Genomic DNA, 20,065 nt, shown 5'->3' with positions numbered 1-20,065 from the left:
CCCGTTCCGCCTGTTCCGCCGATCCTGATCCACCGCCCTATGCACACGTCGAACTGTCCGGGACTGCTGCACATCGTGCCCGCGCTCGACGGCGGCATCTGCCGGATCAGGCTCGCGGGCGGCGTGCTCGACGCCGCGCATGCGCTTGCGCTCGCCGCGGCCGCCGACCGCCATGCGGCCGGTCCGATCGAACTGACCAACCGCGCGAACCTTCAGGTGCGCGGCGTGCGCGCGGGCCGCGAAGCGGACTTCAGCGCGGAACTGATCGCGGCGGGCCTCGGGCCGGGCGGCCGCTGCGACCTCGATGCGCAGGCCGCGGCCGCGCTCGACGGCGTGCGCAACGTGATGACCAGCCCGGTCGCCGGACGCGATCCGCACGCGTCGATCGACACGCGCGCACTGGCCGAACAGATCCTCGACCTGCTGCAGAACGAGCCGCGTTTTCCGCGGCTGTCGCCGAAGTTCGCGTTGCTGCTCGACGGCGGCGAACGGCTCGCGATGCTCGCGCATCCGCACGATATCTGGCTCGCCGCGATCGCGGACGACGCCGCGCGCGACGTGCGGTTCGCGTTCGGTCTCGCCGGTTGTCCGCCCTCGAACGACGACGCGCACGGCAACGCAAACACGACGCCGCTCGGCACGGTGCGGCCCTCGCAGGTCCCCGCGCTCGTTCGCGCATTGCTGCATACGTTTCTCGACTTCGCGTCGTCGTTCGATGGCGCACAGCGGATGCGCGACCTGCTCGCGGCCGGGCATCCGGCCGAGGCGGTATGGCAACGCGCGTCCGCGTCTCTCGACTTCGCGCCCGAGCCCGCTCCCGCCGGATGGCGACGCGCCGCAGCCGATCCTTCGCTGCGCTTCGGCGCGCACCGGCAACGCGACGCCGAACGCTGGTGGATCGGCGCGCAGCCGCCGCTCGGCCGCATCGACACCGCGACGCTGCGCGCACTGGCCGATCTCGCCCGCCGCGCGACCGGCAGCCGCTCACTGCACGTCACGCCGTGGCAAGGCGTGCTGCTGCCGGACGTCGCAAGCCGGGACGTGGCGGACACGCTCGCATCGCTCGCGCGGCTCGGCTTCGCGTGCGAAGCGAACGCGCCGTTCGCGCGGCTGATCGCGTGTTCCGGCTCGGCCGGCTGCGCGCGCGGCCTCGCGGATACACGCGCCGATGCGCTCGCGCTCGCGGCCCGTCTGCCGGCAAAAGCCGAAGTCCATCTGAGCGGCTGCCGCCGCTCGTGCGCGGCCGCGCATCGCGCGCCCTACACCCTGCTCGCCGTCGCCCCCGGCCGTTACGACCTGTACCGGCGCAACGGCGGCACAACCGGTTTCGGCGATCGGGTCGCCCACGACGCGTCGATCGCGCTGGCCGCCGAAACCCTCGACAAGCTGGTCCGGAGTACCCCCGATGTCTGACTACCTTCGCGACGGGCAAGCCATCTATCGCCAGTCGTTCGCGACGATCCGCGCGGAAGCGGACCTGTCGCGCATCCCCGCCGACCTCGAAAAACTCGCGGTGCGCGTGATCCACGCGTGCGGGATGGTCGATATCGTCGACGCGCTGCGCTTCTCGCCCGGCGCGGGCGACGCGGGCCGCCGCGCGCTGCGCGCGGGCGCGCCGATCCTGTGCGACGCGCGGATGGTCGCCGAAGGGATCACGCGCGCGCGGCTGCCCGCGAACAACGACGTGATCTGCACGCTCGGCGACCCGGCCGTCGCGGCGCTCGCGCAGGAACTCGGCAACACGCGCTCGGCGGCCGCGCTCGAACTGTGGCGGCCGCGCATGGAGCAAAGCGTCGTCGTGATCGGCAACGCGCCGACCGCGCTGTTTCACCTGCTCGACATGCTCGACGCGGGCGCGCCGAAACCCGCGCTGATCGTCGGTTTTCCGGTCGGTTTCGTCGGCGCGGCCGAGTCGAAGGCGGCGCTCGCCGCGCACAGCCGCGGCGTGCCTTATGTGTGCGTCGAAGGCCGGCGCGGCGGCAGCGCGATGGCGGCCGCCGCGGTCAACGCACTCGCTACCGAGGTCGAATAAATGAATCGAACCGGACGTCTGTACGGCCTCGGCGTCGGCCCCGGCGATCCCGAACTGCTGACGCTGAAGGCGCTGCGCCTGCTGAAGAGCGCGGCGGTCGTCGCGTATTTCGTCGCGAAGGGAAAAAAAGGCAACGCGTTCGGCATCATCGAGGCGCATCTCGACGCAGGACAGGAGCGGCTGCCGCTCGTCTATCCGGTCACGACCGAGGCGCTCGAACCGCCGCTGTCGTACGAGGCGATCATCGCGGCGTTCTACGACGAAGCCGCGCAGTCGGTCGCCCGGCATCTGGACGCCGGCCGCGACGTCGCGGTGATCTGCGAGGGCGACCCGTTTTTCTACGGCTCGTACATGTACCTGCACGACCGGCTCGCGGCGCGCTTCGACACCGAGGTCGTGCCCGGCGTCTGCTCGATGCTCGGCGGCGCGGCGGTGCTCGGCGCGCCGCTCGTGTACCGGAACCAGAGCCTGTCGGTGCTGTCCGGCGTGCTGCCGGAAGACGAACTGCGCGAGCGGCTCGCCACCGCCGACGCGGCCGTCGTGATGAAGCTCGGCCGCAACTTCGACAAGGTGCGCCGCGTGCTCGAACAACTCGGCCTCGCGGAGCGCGCGCTGTACGTCGAGCGCGCGACGATGGCGAACCAGCGCATCGTGCCGCTCGCGGACGTCGATCCGATGGCGTCGCCGTATTTCTCGCTGCTCGTCGTGCCGGGGCAAAAATGGCAACGCTGAACGCCGCGCCCGCGATCGTCGTGCTCGGGCCATCCGCGCTCGCGACCGCGCGGCGCATTCAGGCCTGTTATCCCGGCGCGCGCGTGCATGGGCTGCATCCGCGCATCGGCAGCGATGACGCCGACGAACGTTACGACGCGCTCGGCCCGCATCTGCGCGAGTTGTATGCGCGCGGCACGCCGCTCGTCGTGCTGTGCGCGGCCGGCATCGTGATCCGCTCGCTTGCGCCGGCGCTCGCGGACAAGGGCGTCGAACCGCCGGTGCTGGCGGTCGCGGAGGACGGCAGCGCGGTCGTGCCGCTGCTCGGCGGACTCGCGGGCGTGAACGTCATGGCGCGCGAGATCGCGGACGCGTTGCAGACCGCCGCCGCGATCACGACGAGCGGCGAATTGCGGTTCGGCACCTGCCTGCTGAATCCGCCCGACGGTTACGCGCTCGCGAGCATCGAACAGGGCAAGCACTTCGTATCGAGCCTGCTCGCCGGTGAAGCCGCGCGGCTCGAAGGCGACGCGCCGTGGCTCGACGGCACCGGCGTGCCGCTCGCGGACGATGCGCGGCTCGCGATCCGCGTCAGCGAATTGACGTCCGAGGGAAGCGCCGACGAACTGCTGATTCATCCGCGCTGCGTGGTGGTCGCCCTCAATACGCGCGGCGAGCGGATGGCCGACGACGTGCGCCGGATGCTCGACGCCCACCATATCGCCATGCGTTCGCTCGCAACGCTGCTCGTGCCGCGCCGGCTCATCGGCGATGCTGACGCGGTGGAAGCCGCGGCCTCGCTCGGCGTGCCGTTGCGCTACGTGGCGACGCACGATCATGGCAACGACGATCCGCATGCGATGCTCGCCGCCGCCGCGATACCCGTCCGTTATCGCGCGCTCGACGCGGGCGACAGCGCCGCGATCGCCGTCTGCGAGCAGCCGATCGACCCGCTGCGGATCGGCCGCGCGCGCGGCAGGCTGAGCGTCGTCGGCCTCGGCCCCGGCGACGCCGCGCTGAGGGTGCCGGCCGCGCGCCGCGCGCTCGACGACGCAACCGACATCATCGGCTACGCCACCTACGTGAAGATGGCCGGCCCGTTCCGCGACGGCCAGCAACTGCACGGCACCGACAACCGCGAAGAACTGCAACGCGCGCGCCATGCGTTCGAACTCGCGAGCGAAGGCCGCCGCGTCGCGGTCGTGTCGTCCGGCGACCCCGGCGTGTTCGCGATGGCGGCCGCCGTGCTCGAAGCGCTCGACGGCGCGGCCGACCCCGCATGGGCCGACGTCGAACTGGAGATCGTGCCGGGCGTCTCGGCCGCGATGGCGACGGCCGCGCTCGCGGGCGCGCCGCTCGGCCACGACTTCTGCATCGTGTCGCTGTCGGACAACCTGAAGCCGTGGCGCACCATCGAAACGCGGCTGCGCCACGCGGCCGAAGCGGACTTCGTGATCGCGCTGTACAACCCGATCTCCCGCGCGCGGCCGTGGCAACTCGACCGCGCGCTGGACGTGCTGCGCGCCGTGCGGTCGGCCGACACGCCGGTCGTGCTCGGCCGCGATGTCGGCCGCCCCGGCGCGATGCTGACGACGACCCCGCTCGGCGCGCTGCGCGCCGACCAGGTCGATATGCGGACGATGGTGATCGTCGGGTCGTCGCAGACGCGCAAGGTCGTTTATCCGGGGCAGCGCGAGTGGATCTACACGCCGCGCTGGTATCCTGGCGATCCAGACGACGGCAACGGCAACGCTAACCCAGCAGATCGTCCGGCGTGAGATAGAGGCCGTCCCAGGCGTCGGCGAGCGCCGCGCAACGGCCGAGCCGGACCGCGCCGCGCTCGAAATCGACCAGCACCGTGCGGTCCGCTTCGAGCGGACGCGCCGGACGGTCCGCGCTGCGTCCGTCCGTCAGCAGCCATAACCAGCGTTGCTGCGCGGGCCGCCGTCTCGCCGCGCGCGCGAGCACCGTGCGCGCCGCGCGGATGCCGTGCGCGAGCGGCGTGCCGCCCCCGCCGCCGATCGGCTCCAGCCAGCGTTCGTTCCACCAGCGCGGAATCGCCGGACCGAAACGCACATCCGCGCGCGCGCCGCCGAAGCAGATCAAAACCGCGTCGTCGCGCGATGCGCCCACCTGGTCGAACAATGCAACGAGCAGTCCTTTCGCATGCGCGAGTTGCCGGCCGCTCATCATCGACCCCGAACAGTCGAGCACGAAACAATGCAGCGCGCCGCCGCGCGGGATTTCGGGCCTGAAACGCAGATGCGAAACGTCGAACGGCTGCGCGCGCTTCGCCGCGAGCGTCGGCGGCCATGCGATGCGGCGCGCGCCGCTGCGTGCGCCTCGTCGTGCATCGCCGCGCGTCGGCAAACCCGCGCCCTGTCGCTGCGGCCATCGGAAACCGCCGGTCGAACCGGCGGCGGCGCCGTCCCGATGGCTCAGCGTTTTTTTGCGGCGAGCGGGACGACGCCTTTCACCGGGTCGATGCCGGCCGGTTCCGGCGGCAGATAACCCCAGTCGCTTTCGTCGGCCGTCTGTGGTGCGGTCTTGCCGTCGTGCGGCGGCTGCGGGGATGTCGTGTCACGCGATTCGTCGCGCGAAGCCCCCTCGCCGTCGTCCGGCTGCGGCTTGCCTTCCGCGCGCCGTCGATGCTTCAGCACCGCATCGGCCACGCGGTCCACATGCGCGGGCGTGATCGACGACGCCTGCTCGTAAGCGGCCAACGCGCGCGCCGCACGCAGCATCACGAGGTCCGCGCGCAAGCCATCGACGGCGGCCTCGATGCACCACTGCCCGACCCGCCGATGCACCGCATCGTCGAACCGAAGCGCCGGCAACACGGCGCGCGCCGCCTCGATGCGCCGCACGTAGTCGTCGCGTTGCGGCGCATGGCGGTCGCTGAACCGCTGCGGGTCCGCGTCGAATTCGAGCCGCGCGTTCACGATGTCGCGACGCACCTGCGGATCGAAACAGTTCTCCAGTTCGACCATCAGCCCGAAGCGGTCGAGCAGTTGCGGCCGCAGTTCGCCCTCTTCCGGATTCATCGTGCCGATCAGCACGAAACGCGCATCGTGACTGTGCGAGATGCCGTCGCGCTCGATCGTGTTCACGCCGCTCGCGGCGGCGTCGAGCAGCACGTCGACCAGTGCGTCCGGCAGCAGATTGATTTCGTCGACGTACAGCACGCCGCGATGCGCCTGCGCGAGCAGCCCCGGCGAGAAGCGCACCGAACCCTCGCGCAGCGCGCTTTCGATGTCGAGCGTGCCGATCAGCCGGTCCTCGCTCGCGCCGAGCGGCAGCGTGACGAAACGCCCTTCCGGCAGCAGTTCGGCGAGCGCGCGCGCCGCCGTCGATTTCGCGGTGCCGCGCGGCCCGCTGACGAGCACGCCGCCGATCCCCGGATCGATCGCCGCGAGCAGCAGCGCCTGCTGCAACGCGGGCTGACCGATCAGCGCCGCGAACGGAAACACCGGCCGGTTGCCGCCGGACGATACGGTCATGAAGGTGCTCCCTCGATACGCTGTTCGGCTGCGATCAGATGCTGTTCGATCTGCGCGCGATAGTCGCCCGGCGACTGCCACAACCCGCGCTGCATCGCTTCGAGCAGCCGTTCGCAGATGCCGTGCAGCGCATGCGGATTGTGCCGTTCGAGAAACGCGCGCGTGTCGGCGTCGTTCAGATACGCGTTTGCGACCAGCGCATATTGATGATCGGCGACGACGCGCGCGGTCGCATCGTAGCCGTACAGATAATCGACGGTCGCGGCGATTTCCGCCGCGCCCTTGTAGCCGTGCCGCTTCACGCCGTCGAGCCACTTCGGGTTCACGACGCGCGAGCGGATCACGCGCGCGATCTCCTCGGTCAGCGGACGGATCGCCGGCGCGGCCGGGTTGCTGTGGTCCGCGTGATAGAGCGTCGGCTGCGCGCCCGCGAAGTGCCGCACCGCGACGGCCATCCCGCCGTGGAACTGGTAGTAGTCGTTCGAATCGAGCACGTCGTGCTCGCGGTTGTCCTGGTTGTGCAGCACCACGTCGATCGCCGCGAGCCGCACGCCGAACGCGTCGCGCGCGTCTTCGCCGGACTGCTGCTGCGTGTACGCATAACCGCCCCATGCGTGATACGCGGAGGCGAGGTCCGCGTCGGTCTGCCAGCGGCCGCCGTCGACGATCTCCTGCAAGCCTGCGCCATACGCGCCGGGCCGCGCGCTGAACACGCGCCAGCCCGCGCGGCGGCGCGCGTCGTCGGCGGACAGCCCCTTCGCGATCCAGTCGTCGCGCTCGCGCCGCACGCGCGCGCGGATCGGGTTCACGTCGTCGGGCTCGTCGAGTTCGGCCACCGCCTGCACGGCCGCGTCGAACAGATGGATCACGTTCGGAAACGCGTCGCGGAAAAAGCCGGACACGCGCAGCGTCACGTCGATCCGCGGCCGGTCGAACGCGGCGATCGGCAGGATCTCGAAGTCGGTCACGCGATGGCTGCCGGGCGCCCACTTCGGCCGCACGCCGATCAGCGCGAGCGCCTGCGCGACGTCGTCGCCGCCGGTGCGCATCGTCGCGGTGCCCCACACCGACAGGCCGACCGCGCGCGGATAGTCGCCGTGTTCTTGCAGATGACGTTCGATCAGTTGCTGTGCGGACTTCAGGCCGAGCGCCCACGCGGCCTGGGTCGGGATCGCGCGCGTATCGACCGAATAGAAGTTGCGGCCGGTCGGCAGCACGTCCGGCCGGCCGCGCGACGGCGAACCGCTCGGCCCCGGCGGCACGAAACGGCCTTCGAGGCCGCGGCGCAACTGGGTCATTTCCTGCTCGCCGCAGGCGTCGAGGCGCGGCAGCACGTCGGTGCGCAGGCGGCCGAGGACTGGCGCGGTGCGGTCGAGCTTTGTTCGTTCGAGCGTCGTTCGTTCGAGCGCCGTTCGTTCGAGCGCCGTTCGTTCGAGCGCCGTTCGTTCGAGCGCCGTTCGTTCGAGCGCCGTTCGTTCGAGCGCCGTTCGTTCGAGCGCCGTTCGTTCGAGCGCCGTTCGTTCGAGCGCCGTTCGTTCGAGCGCGGCCGCAAGCGGCCGCGCGGCATCGGTCGAACTCGCGTCATCCGCATCGCACAACGCATCCAGCAGTTCCGCCGCGAGCAGTTCAAGCCGCTCGCGCGTATCGCCGTTGTGCCGCCACGGCGCGTCGCTGACGCGCAGCAGCGCGTCGGGCCTCGGCCCGGTCCACTCGGCCGACCAGTCCGGCGACAGCGGATCGAACCGCTGCCCGACGCCGAGATCGAGCGCGAGCGCATCGATCAGGCTCGCGTTGCGCCCGCGCCCGTCGCCGACCGGAAAACGCGCGAGCGCGAGCAACGTGTCGCGCCGCTGCACGCCTTGCGGCGATTGCCCGAACGTATGCAGCCCGTCGCGGATCTGCGCTTCCTTCAGCTCGCACAGCCACGCATCGACGCGCGTCAGCAGTTCGTCCTCCGCGTCCTGTCCATTCGGTTCCGCGACGCTCAGTTCGTCGTGCAGCCGGTGTTCGACGATCGTCGCGAGGATCGTGCGCCTCAGCAGCTTCGCGCGGCGCGGATCGACCATCAGCGCGTCGTAGTATTCGTCCACCTGACGTTCGAGGTCCTGCAACGGACCGTAGTTTTCGGCGCGCGTCAGCGGCGGCATCAGGTGATCGATGATGACCGCCTGCGCGCGCCGCTTCGCCTGGCTGCCCTCGCCGGGATCGTTCACGATGAACGGGTACAGATGCGGCAGCGGCCCGAGAATCAGGTCGGGCCAGCACTCGCTGCTCAACGCGACGCTCTTGCCCGGCAGCCATTCGAGGTTGCCGTGCTTGCCGACGTGCACCACCGCGTCGATGCCGAACCGGTGCCGCAGCCAGAAGTAAAACGCAAGATAGGCGTGCGGCGGCACGAGTTCCGCGTCGTGGTAACTCGCGTAGTCGTTCAGTTCGCGGGAGCGCGGCGGCTGGATGCCGACGAACAGATGCCCGCAGCGCCAGCCCGCAATCATGAAGCGGCCGCGCCGCACGGTCGGGTCCGCGTGCGGCGGTCCCCAGCGGCGCGTCACCGCGTCGAGCACGCCGGCCGGCAGACGCGACGCATAGTCCGCGTAATCGTCGAGCGACAGGCTCTGCAACGCGGGCCGCAGATCGCGCACGGCCGGATCGTTCGTCACGCCTTCGGTCAGCGTGCGCAGCAGCGCGTCGCCGTCGGCGGGCAGCGCGTCGGTGCGATAACCGGCGTCGCGCAGCATCGCGAGAATCGCGAGCGCCGACGCCGGCGTATCGAGCCCGACGCCGTTGCCGATCCGCCCTTCGCTGACCGGATAGTTCGCAAGAATCAGCGCGAGTTTCTTGTCCGCATTCGCGGCCTGGCGCAACCGGCACCAGCGCCGCGCCAGTTCCGCGACGAAACGCACGCGCTCCGCGTCCGGCTGGTAACGGACGACGTCCACCTCGGTATGCGGGCAGCGGTACGCGAGCCCCTTGAAGCTGATCGCGCGCGTGACGATGCGGCCGTCCACCTCCGGCAGCGCGACGTGCATCGCGATGTCGCGCGAACTCAGCCCGTGGTTGTCCTTCAGCCACGCGTCGCGATTGCCGCCGCTCAGGATCACCTGCAACACCGGCGCGTCGCCGGCGAGTTCGAACGTTTCCGGATCGTCCGGCGACGACACCGCGAACGCGGTCGTGTTCAGCACCAGCCCCACATCGTGCGCGGCGCACAATTCCTGCACGACCGCGCGGCTCAACGCATCCTTCAGCGACGTGATCGCGACCGGCAGCGGGTTGATGCCTTCCGCGTCGAGCGCATCGATCAGCGCGTCGAACGCCGCAGTGTTCGCGGCCTGCAAATGCGCCTTGTAGAACAGGATCGCGGCGACCGGCGCGCCGGCGCGCCAGCGCGCCTGCCAGTCCGCGATCGTCGGCGTGTCGTGCGCCGGGTGATACAGCGTCGCGGCCGGCAACGCGCGCGGCGGCGGCGGCTCCGCGCCGAAGCCGAACACGCGGTGCGCGATGCAGCGCAGGAACGCTTCCGCGTTCTGCGGGCCGCCTTCGCGCAGATAACGCCACAACTGCCGGCACAGGTCCGCGTCGGCGGTGCTGCGCGCGAGCAGGTGCGGGTCCTCCTGAAGATCGCCGGAGAACATCGCGAGCGTCTGCTGCCGGCGCTGCGCGAGCGCGACCACCTGCTCGATCCCATAAGGCCAGTAGCTCTCGCCGCCGAGATGGTCGACGATCACCGCGCGCGCGTGCTGCAACACGTCGTCCACGTAAAAATCGACGGACGCCGGCTGGCGCAGGAACGTGACGTTCGCGAGCCGGATCGACGGAAAACCCGCACCGAGGCGCGGCGCAACGCTCGCGAGCAGCGACAGCGTCGTGTCCGCCGAACTCAGCACGACGATGTCGGCCGGGCGCTGGTCGATCCGCACGACGCCTTCGGTGTCGTCGACGAACCCGCCCGGCACCGTGCGCAACAGATGCATCGCGGCTTAAACCGGTTGTGTTTCGACGCCGAGCGCGGCGTCGAGCGCGCGTTGCAGCGTCGCGCGGTCGAGGTCCTCGCCGATCAGCACGAAGCGGCTGTTGCGGGTTTCGCCGTCCTGCCAGCGGCGGTCGAAATAACTGTCGAACCGCTGGCCGACGCCCTGCACGACGAGCCGCATCGGCGCGTCGGGCAGCGCCGCGAAACCCTTCACGCGATAGATCGTGTGCTGCGCGACGACCGCCTGCAACGCGGCGACGATCGCGTCGCGCGAGCGCACGTCCGCTTCGACGACGACCGAGTCGAAGTCGTCGTGATGATGATCGTGGTCGGGATCGTCGGCGGAACCGTGATGATCGACGCGCAGATGGATCGTCTCCTCGGACGCCGCGCCAAGGCCGAGCAGCGTGTGCAGGTCGAGTTGCCCGCGCTGCGCGCGCACGATCTTCACCTGCGGCGGCACTTCGGCCGCGATCAGTTGTTCGACTGCCTGCTGCTGCGTTTCGTCGAGCTGATCGGTCTTGTTCAGGATCACCAGGTCCGCCGCGCCCAACTGGTCTTCGAACAGTTCGTGCAGCGGCGATTCGTGGTCGAGGTTCGGGTCGGCGCGGCGCTGCGCATCGACCGCGTGCGGATCGTCCGCGAACTGGCCGCTCGCGGCGGCCGGGCCGTCCACGACGGTAATGACCGAATCGACGGTGAAGCTGTTGCGGATCGACGGCCAGTTGAACGCCTGCACCAGCGGCTTCGGCAGCGCGAGGCCGGACGTCTCGATCAGCACGTGGTCGATCGCATCGCGCCGCTCGACCAGTTGCTCCATCACCGGGAAAAACTCCTCCTGCACCGTGCAGCACAGACAGCCGTTCGCGAGTTCGTACAGTTGCCCTTCGACCTCGCGGCCGTCGTCGTCGCAGCCGATCCCGCAGCCGCGCAGGATCTCGCCGTCGATGCCGAGTTCGCCGAACTCGTTGACGATCACCGCTATCCGCAGGTCGCCTGCGTTCTGAAGAATGTGCCGCAGCAGCGTGGTCTTGCCACTGCCGAGAAAACCCGTCACGACCGTGACGGGGATCTTGCGCATCGGGGCTCGCATGGTCGCTCCGTTGATGAAGGAAACCCGCGCGCGACGTCGGCTGCCCGCGCCGGCCGGTCGAAAACGGCAGGCAGCGGGCGCGCATCCGCGCGAACGGGAAAACGGCTACGGGGACGGAAAGGCTGCGTTTGCGGCGTGCATCGTGCGGCCGAAAACGCAATGAAGCCATGAAGTCGTGGACGAGGCGCCGCATCCCCGCAGCGCCTGCTCCTCCTGTCTGGCCGGTATCCGGGCTGGCGAAAACGCCGCTTCGCCTTCCCGCGCGCACTTCGTCGCGCAGTGGCCGAACGTCCCGCGCGAGGCGCGCGGACGGGAAGCGGGTTGTGCATCGCGCAGGGCGACGCGTTCGCTGAACCGTTGCGGGGGCAGCACAGGTTGGCCCGAATGGCCGTGAGGCGGATCGGAGCGTCCTGTTTCCCGTTTAACCGCGCGCGCGGAACGCCGCGCGCGCAGGCACCAGAGTGGATGCGAGTGTAGGCCGGGCCGGCGACGATCGTCAAGGAAGCCGCGCTGGCGGGCCGCTGCGAACGCGTGTATCGTATGCGCGCCGCGCGGCGGCTCCGTGCGTCGGCGTCGGGTTTCCACGGCCGCCGGCGCGCGACGAACGCAACACGACGAAGCACCATGAACGGATTGACGATCGGCATCGGCTGCCGGCGCGACAGCACCGCCGCGCAGATCGGCGACGCGGTGCGCGCGGCGCTGGGCGCACGCGGCCTCGATACAGTCGCGGCGCTCGCGACCGTCGCGGACAAGGCGCGCGAGCCTGGCCTCGTCGAATTCTGCGCGTCGCATGCGCTGCCGCTGCGCACGTTCAGCCGCGAGGCCATTGCCGCGTTCTGCGCGTCGCATCCGCTCGCCGCGCCGTCCGCCGCGACCCGCGCGCGCTTCGGAATCGACGGCGTCTGCGAGCCGTGCGCGCTGCTCGCGGCCGGCCGCGACGGACGACTGATCGTCGCGAAGACCGTCCGCGACGGCGTCGCGGTCGCGGTCGCCATCGCCTGCGCCGCCGACGCGAACGAAACGCCGTCGCCCTCTCCCCGTCAACAGGACCCCGCTTCATGAAGACCGATCCCGAATCGCATCAACGAATGACCCAGCGCCGCCGCGAAGGCCACGAAAAAAAGCAGTCGGAGGCGACCGTCGAAAAGGGGCTGCTGATCGTCAACACCGGCACCGGCAAGGGCAAGAGCACCGCCGCGTTCGGGATGGCCGTGCGCGTGCTCGGACACGGCATGCGGCTCGGCGTCGTGCAGTTCATCAAGGGCGCGCTGCATACGGCCGAACGCGATTTTCTCGGCAGCGTCGCGACCTGCGATTTCGTGACGATGGGCGACGGTTATACGTGGAACACGCAGAACCGCGACGCCGACATCGCGACCGCGCGCAAGGGCTGGGACGAGGCGCGCCGGATGATCGAAAGCGGCGACTATCAGATGGTGATCCTCGACGAGCTGAACACCGTGCTGAAGTACGACTACCTGCCGCTCGACGAAGTGCTCGCGGTGCTGACCGCGCGGCCCGCGATGCTGCACGTCGTCGTGACCGGCCGGCACGCGCCCGACGCGCTGATCGAAGCCGCCGACCTCGTGACCGAGATGCGCGCGATCAAGCACCCGTACCGCGAGCAGCACGTGAAGGCGCAGCGCGGCGTGGAGTTCTGAGCGATGGCGTCGTGTCCGGCGCTGTTCGTCAGCGCGCCCGCTTCCGGCCAGGGCAAGACCACGATCACCGCGGGGCTCGCGCGGCTGCATCGGCGGCTTGGGCGGCGCGTGCGCGTGTTCAAGACCGGCCCCGACTTCATCGACCCGACGATCCTCGCGCGCGCGAGCGGCGCGCCGGTGTATTCGCTCGATCTGTGGATGGTCGGCGAGGCGGGCTGCCGGACGCTGCTCGCGGAAGCGGCCGGGGACGCGGACCTGATCCTCGTCGAAGGCGTGATGGGCCTTTACGACGGCACGCCGTCGAGCGCGGACCTCGCGGCCGCGTTCGGCATTCCGGTGCTCGCGGTGATCACCGCGAAGTCGATGGCGCAGACGTTCGGCGCGGTCGCGTTCGGGCTCGCGCAGTTCAGACCCGGCGTGCCGTTCTACGGCGTGCTCGCGAACCGCGTCGGCAGCGCGTATCACGCGCAGTTGCTGCGCGATGCGCTGCCGCCCGCGCTGCGCTGGTGCGGGCATATCGCGGGCGCGGACGACATCGAACTGCCGGATCGCCATCTGGGCCTGCATCAGGCCGCCGAGATCGGCGACCTCGATGCGAGGCTCGATCGCGTCGCCGATGCGCTGGCCGGCACGGGACTCGCGGCGCTGCCGCCCGCGCTCGACTTCGACGCGCCGCCGCGCGCGGCGCTGCCGAGACTGCTGGACGGCAAGCGGATCGCGGTGGCGCGCGATGCGGCGTTTTCGTTCATCTATCCGGCGAATCTTGCGCTGCTCGAAACGCTAGGCGCGCGGGTCGAATGTTTTTCGCCGCTGGCGGACGAGCCGTTGCCCGGCGATGCCGATGCGCTTTATCTGCCGGGCGGATATCCGGAGCTTCATGCGGCTGCGCTCGCGCGCAATGCGCGCAGCGCCGAGGCGATTCGCGCGCATGTCGCGGCTCATAAGCCGGTGGTCGCGGAATGCGGCGGGATGCTGTATCTGCTCGATGCGCTCGTCGATCAGGATGGCGAACGCACGCCGATGCTCGGGCTGCTGCCCGGCGTCGGCGCGATGCAGAAGCGGCTCGCGGCGCTCGGGATGCAACAGGTCGAAGGACGTCATGGCGTGCTGACCGGGCATACGTTCCACTACTCGAAGATCACGACGCCGCTTGAGCCGGTCGCGACGGCCACGCGGCCGCAGCGCGGCGCGGACGGGGAAGCGGTGTATGTGCATGGGTCGATTGTCGCGACTTATATGCACGGGTACTGGCCGTCGAATCCGGCGTTTGCGGCGGGGATGTTTGGGGGGCACGCGTTTTGAGGGGGGGCCTGGTTTGGCAAAACCACGCCGTTCTATCTCGCGCAATCACAGCGGTTCAGGCCGTCGAACGACGCGAACCCGACTCGACCGGTCAAGCCTTCGCTACCCCACGCCCAATCGCGTCATAAATCCGCGGCACATCGAGACTCTCCGCCAGCGTATCCGCCAGCCGCTCCAGCGACGCCTCGCGCAGCGCCGGATAATCGACCGTCTGCGCGCCGCTCAACCCCGCCCATTCGAGCAGCGCCGCGCAGGCGTCCGGACTGTCGAACAGCCCATGCACATAGGTCGCGAGAATCTGTCCGTCGTCGGACAGCGCGCCATCGGGCCGAGCCGCGTCGCCCGCGTCGGAACCAGCCAGCGACAAAACCGGCTTCGCCAACGCCGGCCCCTCCGTCTCGCCCATATGAATCTCGTACCCCGCCACGGCCGGCGCATCCGCGAACGTCAACGCGCCGCGCACGTTCCGCAACGCCTTGCGCTGCGTAAGCACGGTCCGGTAGTCGAGCCATCCGAAGCCGTCGCTCGCGCCCGGCTCGCCTTCGACGCCGTGCGGGTCCGCGACCTCGCGCCCGAGCATCTGCAAACCGCCGCAGATGCCGATCACGCGGCCGCCATAACGCAGATGCCGCCGCAGCGCATCGTCCCAGCCGTTCGCGCGCAGCCAGTCGAGATCGCCGCGCACGTTCTTCGAGCCGGGCAGGATCACGAGATCCGCTGGCGGCGGCGCGACGCCGGTCCGCACGTAGCTGAAATCGACCTGCGGATGCACGCGCAGCGGATCGAAGTCCGTATGGTTGCTGATGTGCGGCAACGCCGGCACGATCACCTTCAGCACCGGCCCATCCGCCTGCGCGCCGCTGCGCGCGACGCCCGGCAGCATGTCCTCCGCGTCGAGCGTCAGCCCGTGCAGATACGGCACGACGCCGAGCACCGGCTTGCCGGTGCGCGCTTCGAGCCAGTCGAGACCCGGCTTCAGCAGCGCGGGATCGCCGCGAAAGCGGTTGATGACGAACCCGGCGATCCGCTCGCGCTCGCTCGCGGACAGGCATTCGAGCGTGCCGACCAGGTGCGCGAACACGCCGCCGCGGTCGATGTCCGCGACCAGCAGCACCGGGCAATCGACGGCTTCCGCGAAACCCATGTTCGCGATGTCGTTCGCGCGCAGGTTCACTTCGGCCGGGCTGCCCGCGCCTTCGACGAAGATCGTGTCGTACTGCTGTCGCAGCCGCGCATACGATTCGAGCACCGCATCGAACACGACCGGCTTGTAGTCGTGATACGCGCGCGCCTGCAGGTTCATCCGCGCGCGGCCGTGCACGATCACCTGTGCGCCGCGGTCGCTCGTCGGCTTCAGCAGCACCGGGTTCAGGTCGGTGTGCGCGTCGATGCCGGCCGCGAGCGCCTGCAACGCCTGCGCACGGCCGATCTCGCCGCCGTCCGCGGTCACCGCGCTGTTGAGCGCCATGTTCTGCGGCTTGAACGGCGCGACGCGCGCGCCCGCGCGGCGCGCGAGCCGGCACAGGCCCGCCACCAGCGTGCTCTTGCCCGCGTCGGACGTGGTGCCCTGGATCATCAGCGTGCCGCGCGGCACCGCGCTCGAAACGGAATCGGTCATCGGAAGGCGAAGCGGGAAAAACAGGAGACGCGCGCGGAACGGCAGCGAAGCCGTTCCGCGCGGACGAACGTCACGCTCAGGCGTGACGCGCGGCGGCGACGGGCCGCGCGCCGGGCAGGCGCACGCGCTCGGCCAGCGCGCCGAACAGCAGGCCGATCGTGGTCCACATGATCGCCTGCATGCCGATCGCGACGGTGCGGAACTTCCACAGCAGCGTCGCCGGGAACGCGGCCGGCACTTCGTCGATCACCGGCAGCGCAAGCTGCACCGCCACGATGATCGCGATGAACACGAGGCCGGCGACGATCGAACCGTTCCATGCGCCGAAGCGCGCGACCGCATGGCGGCGCAGCTTCAGCGAGAACACCGTCGCCGCGATCGACACCGCGACCATCAGGAAGAACAATCCGGTCCGGTAGCCGATCGTGTCGGGGTCGCCGACCGATGGCGGGTTCGGCGGATACTTGAGCGCCGGCACGATCGCAATCGACACGAACGCGGCAAGCGCCAGCCACGCGGCAAGCGAGCGCGCGCCGAGCCGGCTCGCGCGGCCGTGCACGTACGCGAACACGAGCGAGAACAGCCCGCCGATCGCCGCGCCGTACACGAGCACGCCGGTCGCGAGGCCGATGCCGGCCTGGGTGGGGCGGCTCACCAGTTCGGGCTCGGGCGCTTCGCCTTTCGCGGCGTCGAGTTTCTCTTCGAACGCGATCGCGCGATCGACCTGCGGCTCGCCGGCCAGCTTCGCGAAGCCGAACGTGAGCAGCCCCGCGGCGATGCCCGCAAGCATCCCGCGTATCAACAGTTTTCCGACCATGAACGCCTCCGCGTCAGTGACAGGGGAAGCCGAGCAGATGGCGGCCGTCGTGCACGAACTCGTGCACGTACATGCCCGGAAAAATCGACGTCGCGCCCTGTTCGGCGCCGACGAAGTAGATGGCGAGCAGCAGCATCAGGCCGCCGAACACAGCCCAGGGCAGCAGCTCGCGCAGCGGGATCGGCGCCGGTTCGGCGACCGGCTGGAAAACGGTGTCATTCATCGTGGATATCTCCCTGGGGTTTCCGCGCCCCGATAGTCGATCGAAAGGGTGGACGAAGGTGGGTCTGACTTCCGGCTGTTGTTGCCAGCCGGTCACAGTGGCGCGACCGCGCCGGTTTCGCACCGGCTTCCGCACTCCGTACCGGCAGGATTCTACGCGCGAAACGCGGATTGCAGAATCGGGCAGAATCGGGCGGCTGCACCCCGCCTTTCTCCTTCGATGCCTTGACGACGACGATGCGCCTCTGCCTGCTCGCCCACCCTGCCACCGCCGCGATGCGGTCGGGCCGCTTTCCCGACGACGATCCGCTCGACCCGCGCGGCCTCGAAGAGGCCGCCGGTTTCGCGCGCGGGTTTCGGCTGCGCGCCCGCACGACCGTGCTGCGCAGCCCGGCCGCGTGCGCGCGGCAGACGGCCGACGCGTGCGGCGTCGATGCGGCAACCGAAGCGGCGCTCGCGGACGTCGATTACGGAACGTGGCGTGGCCGCGCGATCAAGGACGTCGCGGCCACCGAGATTGACGCATGGCTGTGCGATCCGCGGTTCGCGGCGCATGGCGGCGAGTCGCTGGCGGACGTTGCGGTGCGCGTCGGCGCGTGGCTCGATGGGCTGAACGCATCCGGCGACGACATGCTCGCGATCACGCATGCGGCCGTGATTCGCGCGGCGGTCGCGCATGCGCTCGGCGCGCCGGATCACGCGATGTTTCGAATCGAAGTCGCGCCGCTCGCGCGCGTGGTGCTGACGCGGTCAGCGCGTGGATGGGTTTGGTCGGCGGCAGAAAGCGGCATTTAACGAGAAATCGCGGCGGCTGCACGGCGCGCATGATCGAACCTGATCGACCACCCTGCGCAACCGTCACTGTGCCGCGCGCCGCATTGCGACGGCCTTTTGCATCCGCCACTCGCCCGTGCTGATGCCGCGCGCGCCAATCGGACCTTCACACCGCCGCGTGACACACCGCCTCGACGCGATTGCCGGCCGGATCGACGAGAAACGCCGCGTAGTAATCGCGATGGTAGTGCGGCCGCAGCCCCGGCTCGCCGTCCGACCGTCCGCCGGCCGCGAGGCCCGCCGCGAAAAACGCATCGACGTGCGCGCGCGAGGCCGCCTTGAAGCACCAGTGCCGCCGGTTCGCCGCGACCGGCGCGGGATCGGGATAGATCGCGACGCACGTCGACGCCGTATCGGCCGCGTTGCAGCGTTCGCCGTAGCCGATCGCGTCCGCGCGGTCGTAGACCTTGGTCGCGCCGAGCGGCTGCATGATCGCGTCGTAAAACACGCGCGCGGCGTCGATGTCGGGGACGGCGATCGAAACGTGGTCGAGAAGCTGCATCGTGTGGGTTCCGTTAATGGTCAATGCGCGTCGATGCGCGCTGATGCGGTCGCAAGGTCGCGCATTGTGGCACGCGAACGCATCGCCGGCAGCGCAGCACCCCGGTCACAACACCTCGAACACGCTGTACACCGGGCCGCCCGCGAACCGGTGTCCGGCGCCGACCGCGACGATCCGGTTCAGCCACGCATAAGGCCCGGCCGGCGCCTCGAACTGCGGCGCGATGCGGAAGTAGTAACTCGCCGGATCGACGGCCTCGCCGCGTTCGAGCCGGCCGATCACGTCAGGGTCGCCGTGCCGCACGCCGCGATACGACATCGCGACATGCACGCCGTCGCCGGTGCGCAGCACGAGCCGCACGTCGAGCGTCGTGCTGCCGTCGTCGCGCACCGTCTGCCAGTCGCTGCCGCCGTCGAGCACCGTGCCCGCGAGCCGTTCGCCCGCGAACGTGCCCGACGGCACGATGCCGACGCGCCGGAACGGCCCCGGCGTATCGCCGACCACGACGATCGGCTTCACGTCGAGCCGCATCACGAACAGCGGCCGCGTGTCGATGCGCGTGAGCGGCGCGGGAAGGTCGTCGAACGCGGGCGTGCCCATCGCCATCCCCCTGGGAATGCGCGGTTCAGTGCGCGGGCGCGTCGTCGTCGCGCTCGTCGATCGCATCGACGCGATCCGGATAGAACGCGAGATACGAGCGAATCGGCGACACCGCCTCGTACGCGTGCTCGTACGTCCACACCGCGTTGACCGAGCGCGCGCCGCCGGCCGGAATCGAGTAATACGTGCAGTCGCCCTTGTACGGGCAGTAGGTCGCGTGATCGGTGCGTTCGAACAGCGTCATGTCCGCGTCCTCGCGCGGGATGTACAGCACGGCCGGATAACTGGCCTCGCGCAGCGCGAGCGCGTTGCGCGTGTCGGCGACGACCTTGCCGGCGACAGTGACGACGACCCGTTTCGGATGACGCGCGATCGTGATCGGATGATCGGGGCCGGGAATCTTCACGGGGCGGCTGGTGTTCGTGGCTTGACTGGGCATCGACGTTCTCCTGGATGAGCGGGCCGGGCCGTCCGCGCGCTGCACGGGGACGCCGGCCATTTCCGCGTGCGTTTGCGCATGCGTTATCGCGACGGGCAGCGCGGTAACGCGGCACATCCGGGCGATGCAGGACATGCTACAGCACTCGCGTGACGGCGGCTGGAGAGTGGGAACGATGGCAGCAGGCCGCGGCGTCGATGCCGCCGCCAGAACGGCGAATACGGTGTCGGATGCGATGCCGCACCGTTCAGCGCCCGCGAAACCCTGCGCAGGCAGCGGAACGGTTCACCCCGCCGACTTCGCGCCATCGACGCTGATGATCTGCCCGCTGATGAACGACGCGGCATCCGACGCGACGAACACGATCGCGCGCGCCACTTCGTCGGGCCGGCCGACGCGGCCGAGCGGCACCTGCGCAGCGAGGCCCGCCTTGCGCTCCGCGCTGCCGGTGAAGCGGTCGAGCATGCCGGTATCGGTCGGCCCCGGCGCGACCGCGTTCACGCGCACGCCGGACGACGCGGCTTCGAGCGCGGCCGATTTCGTGATCCCTTCGACCGCGTGCTTGCAAGCTGTCTCTATATAACTAATTTCGGTCAAGGCTGAAATTGCCCTCAAAGCCCCGCCGGTTGGGGCTCTAGCAGGCTGTTGAAATAACCCTCGCTGACGCACGGCCCGGCATTCGAGTAAGCCGTTGCGCCGGTTCGGCTTCATGCCGATTTGATGCCGAGAATTCTTAATTCAGGTGGAATCAATGCCGT

18 protein-coding genes, 1 pseudogene and 1 riboswitch are annotated in these 20,065 nt (G+C 70.0%); of the genes and pseudogenes, 8 read left to right on the top strand and 11 right to left on the bottom strand.

Annotated elements, in window-relative coordinates; translation table 11 throughout:
- Positions 1-39 precede the first annotated feature (39 nt).
- From cobG to cobJ, 4 genes are read left to right on the top strand one after another with little or no spacing between them, the layout of a single operon-like run.
- Positions 40-1,413, top strand: a complete 1,374-nt coding sequence (gene cobG, locus BLV92_RS25425) for a precorrin-3B synthase (protein ID WP_244283918.1) — start codon at positions 40-42, stop codon at positions 1,411-1,413.
- A complete protein-coding gene (locus BLV92_RS25420; RefSeq protein WP_090550454.1) occupies positions 1,406-2,032 on the top strand; it encodes a precorrin-8X methylmutase in 627 nt (208 codons plus the stop codon). Before cobG ends, BLV92_RS25420 begins: the two co-directional genes overlap by 8 nt.
- Positions 2,033-2,764 carry a precorrin-2 C(20)-methyltransferase gene (locus tag BLV92_RS25415; RefSeq protein WP_090550451.1) on the top strand — a complete coding sequence of 244 codons (732 nt, stop codon included), beginning with the start codon at positions 2,033-2,035 and terminating at the stop codon, positions 2,762-2,764.
- Entirely contained in the window at positions 2,761-4,521 is a 1,761-nt protein-coding gene (gene cobJ, locus BLV92_RS25410; RefSeq protein ID WP_090551455.1) for a precorrin-3B C(17)-methyltransferase, read from the top strand. Before BLV92_RS25415 ends, cobJ begins: the two co-directional genes overlap by 4 nt.
- On the opposite strand, the gene BLV92_RS25405 is transcribed toward cobJ, so the two are convergent.
- The 4 genes from BLV92_RS25405 to cobW form a co-directional block, all read right to left on the bottom strand.
- Entirely contained in the window at positions 4,496-5,113 is a 618-nt protein-coding gene (locus BLV92_RS25405; protein ID WP_090550448.1) for a vWA domain-containing protein, read from the bottom strand. The two genes, cobJ and BLV92_RS25405, sit on opposite strands and share 26 nt — an antisense overlap.
- A gap of 68 nt (positions 5,114-5,181) precedes the next feature.
- A complete protein-coding gene (locus tag BLV92_RS25400; RefSeq protein WP_090550446.1) occupies positions 5,182-6,243 on the bottom strand; it encodes a magnesium chelatase ATPase subunit I in 1,062 nt (353 codons plus the stop codon).
- A complete protein-coding gene (gene cobN / locus BLV92_RS25395) occupies positions 6,240-10,217 on the bottom strand; it encodes a cobaltochelatase subunit CobN (RefSeq protein WP_090550444.1) in 3,978 nt (1,325 codons plus the stop codon). The genes BLV92_RS25400 and cobN overlap by 4 nt, the downstream gene beginning before the upstream one ends.
- 6 nt (positions 10,218-10,223) lie before the next feature.
- Entirely contained in the window at positions 10,224-11,309 is a 1,086-nt protein-coding gene (gene cobW, locus BLV92_RS25390; protein WP_090550441.1) for a cobalamin biosynthesis protein CobW, read from the bottom strand.
- 202 nt (positions 11,310-11,511) lie between these two features.
- Positions 11,512-11,785: riboswitch (cobalamin riboswitch) on the bottom strand.
- 148 nt (positions 11,786-11,933) lie between these two features.
- Here cobW and BLV92_RS25385 point away from each other — a divergent pair.
- From BLV92_RS25385 to BLV92_RS25375, 3 genes are read left to right on the top strand one after another with little or no spacing between them, the layout of a single operon-like run.
- Positions 11,934-12,374: a cobalamin biosynthesis protein gene (locus BLV92_RS25385; protein WP_090550439.1), complete on the top strand. Its 441-nt coding sequence runs from the start codon at positions 11,934-11,936 to the stop codon at positions 12,372-12,374.
- The gene (cobO, locus tag BLV92_RS25380) at positions 12,371-12,973 is read left to right on the top strand and encodes a cob(I)yrinic acid a,c-diamide adenosyltransferase (protein ID WP_090550437.1); all 603 of its coding nucleotides are present in this window, start codon (positions 12,371-12,373) and stop codon (positions 12,971-12,973) included. The genes BLV92_RS25385 and cobO overlap by 4 nt, the downstream gene beginning before the upstream one ends.
- Positions 12,974-12,976: 3 nt before the next feature.
- Positions 12,977-14,275: a cobyrinic acid a,c-diamide synthase CobB gene (locus tag BLV92_RS25375; RefSeq protein WP_090550434.1), complete on the top strand. Its 1,299-nt coding sequence runs from the start codon at positions 12,977-12,979 to the stop codon at positions 14,273-14,275.
- A gap of 91 nt (positions 14,276-14,366) precedes the next feature.
- Here the strand turns inward: BLV92_RS25375 and BLV92_RS25370 are convergent, their stop codons facing one another.
- The 3 genes from BLV92_RS25370 to BLV92_RS25360 all read right to left on the bottom strand — a co-directional run bounded on the left by BLV92_RS25370 (position 14,367) and on the right by BLV92_RS25360 (position 16,933).
- Positions 14,367-15,893, bottom strand: coding sequence for a cobyric acid synthase (locus BLV92_RS25370; protein ID WP_177197942.1), 1,527 nt, complete (start codon positions 15,891-15,893; stop codon positions 14,367-14,369).
- Positions 15,894-15,969: 76 nt separating this feature from the next.
- Positions 15,970-16,710 carry a CbtA family protein gene (locus tag BLV92_RS25365; RefSeq protein ID WP_090550432.1) on the bottom strand — a complete coding sequence of 247 codons (741 nt, stop codon included), beginning with the start codon at positions 16,708-16,710 and terminating at the stop codon, positions 15,970-15,972.
- Between the two features lie 13 nt (positions 16,711-16,723).
- Positions 16,724-16,933, bottom strand: coding sequence for a CbtB domain-containing protein (locus BLV92_RS25360; RefSeq protein ID WP_090550429.1), 210 nt, complete (start codon positions 16,931-16,933; stop codon positions 16,724-16,726).
- A 236-nt stretch (positions 16,934-17,169) separates the two neighbouring features.
- On the opposite strand from BLV92_RS25360, the gene BLV92_RS25355 reads away from it, so the two are divergent.
- Positions 17,170-17,727: a histidine phosphatase family protein gene (locus tag BLV92_RS25355; protein ID WP_090551448.1), complete on the top strand. Its 558-nt coding sequence runs from the start codon at positions 17,170-17,172 to the stop codon at positions 17,725-17,727.
- A gap of 145 nt (positions 17,728-17,872) precedes the next feature.
- On the opposite strand, the gene BLV92_RS25350 is transcribed toward BLV92_RS25355, so the two are convergent.
- From BLV92_RS25350 to BLV92_RS25335, 4 genes and pseudogenes are all read right to left on the bottom strand, one after another.
- Positions 17,873-18,268 carry a VOC family protein gene (locus BLV92_RS25350; protein ID WP_090550425.1) on the bottom strand — a complete coding sequence of 132 codons (396 nt, stop codon included), beginning with the start codon at positions 18,266-18,268 and terminating at the stop codon, positions 17,873-17,875.
- A 105-nt stretch (positions 18,269-18,373) separates the two neighbouring features.
- On the bottom strand, positions 18,374-18,934 hold the full coding sequence (locus tag BLV92_RS25345) for a DUF3237 domain-containing protein (protein ID WP_208862135.1): 561 nt from the start codon (positions 18,932-18,934) through the stop codon (positions 18,374-18,376).
- Entirely contained in the window at positions 18,894-19,307 is a 414-nt protein-coding gene (locus tag BLV92_RS25340) for a DUF427 domain-containing protein (RefSeq protein WP_090550423.1), read from the bottom strand. The genes BLV92_RS25345 and BLV92_RS25340 overlap by 41 nt, the downstream gene beginning before the upstream one ends.
- Positions 19,308-19,592: 285 nt before the next feature.
- Positions 19,593-19,877: pseudogene (locus BLV92_RS25335) on the bottom strand (SDR family NAD(P)-dependent oxidoreductase); the annotation flags it as partial.
- Between the last annotated feature and the right edge of the window lie 188 nt (positions 19,878-20,065).

It is taken from the genome of Paraburkholderia caballeronis, assembly GCF_900104845.1.
Taxonomy (GTDB): Bacteria; Pseudomonadota; Gammaproteobacteria; order Burkholderiales; family Burkholderiaceae; genus Paraburkholderia; species Paraburkholderia caballeronis.
The sequence above is the reverse complement of the archived record's forward strand: the minus strand, read 5'-3'. Positions and strand labels throughout refer to the sequence as shown.